The sequence below is a fragment of the Roseovarius sp. CAU 1744 genome (assembly GCF_039839345.1).
Classification (GTDB): Bacteria; Pseudomonadota; Alphaproteobacteria; order Rhodobacterales; family Rhodobacteraceae; genus Roseovarius.
This window is the reverse complement of sequence record NZ_JBDOQV010000022.1, coordinates 1-1,181: the sequence shown is the minus strand read 5'-3', so window position 1 is coordinate 1,181 and position 1,181 is coordinate 1. Positions and strand designations below refer to the sequence as shown.

Genomic DNA, 1,181 nt, shown 5'->3' with positions numbered 1-1,181 from the left:
CATGGCAAAGGAAAAGTTTGATCGTTCGAAACCGCATGTGAACATCGGGACCATTGGTCACGTGGATCACGGGAAGACGACGCTGACGGCGGCGATCACGAAGTATTTCGGTGATTTCAAGGCCTATGACCAGATTGACGGCGCGCCGGAGGAGAAGGCGCGGGGGATCACGATCTCGACGGCGCATGTCGAATACGAGACCGAGACGCGCCACTACGCGCATGTGGACTGCCCGGGCCACGCCGACTACGTGAAGAACATGATCACGGGTGCGGCGCAGATGGACGGCGCGATCCTGGTTGTGAACGCGGCCGACGGTCCGATGCCGCAGACCCGCGAGCACATCCTGCTGGGCCGCCAGGTGGGCATTCCCTACATGGTCGTCTACATGAACAAGGTCGACCAGGTCGATGACGAGGAACTGCTGGAGCTGGTCGAGATGGAGATCCGCGAGTTGCTGAGCTCGTATGATTTCCCCGGCGACGACATCCCGGTGATCCCCGGCTCGGCGCTGGCGGCGATGGAAGGCACCAACCCGGAAATCGGCGAGGAATCGATCAAGAAGCTGATGGCGGCAGTGGATGAATACATCCCGACGCCGGCCCGCGCGGTCGACCAGCCGTTCCTGATGCCGGTCGAGGACGTGTTCTCGATCTCGGGCCGCGGTACGGTTGTGACCGGCCGTGTCGAGCGTGGCGTGATCAACGTGGGCGACGAGATCGAGATCGTCGGCATCCGCGACACCAAGAAGACCACCTGCACCGGCGTTGAAATGTTCCGCAAGCTGCTGGACCGCGGTGAGGCGGGCGACAATATCGGCGCGCTGCTGCGCGGTATCGACCGTGACGGCGTCGAGCGTGGCCAGGTGCTGTGCAAGCCGGGTTCGGTGACGCCGCACACCAAGTTCGAGGCCGAGGCCTATATCCTGACCAAGGAAGAGGGTGGCCGTCACACGCCGTTCTTCGCCAACTACCGGCCGCAGTTCTACTTCCGCACCACGGACGTGACCGGCACGGTCGAGCTGCCGAGCGGAACCGAGATGGTGATGCCGGGCGACAACCTGAAGTTCACCGTCGAACTGATCGCACCGATCGCGATGGAAGACGGCCTGCGCTTCGCCATCCGCGAAGGCGGCCGCACCGTCGGCGCCGGCGTCGTCGCCAAAATCATCGAATAATCCC

At 63.3% G+C, this 1,181-nt stretch carries 1 protein-coding gene; it reads left to right on the top strand.

Annotation, left to right across the window (positions count from 1 at the left end; all coding sequences use genetic code 11):
• The first annotated feature begins 1 nt into the window (after nucleotide 1).
• Nucleotides 2–1,177, top strand: coding sequence for an elongation factor Tu (tuf, locus tag AAFO92_RS22480; protein ID WP_347539187.1), 1,176 nt, complete (start codon nucleotides 2–4; stop codon nucleotides 1,175–1,177).
• The last annotated feature ends 4 nt before the right edge of the window (nucleotides 1,178–1,181 follow it).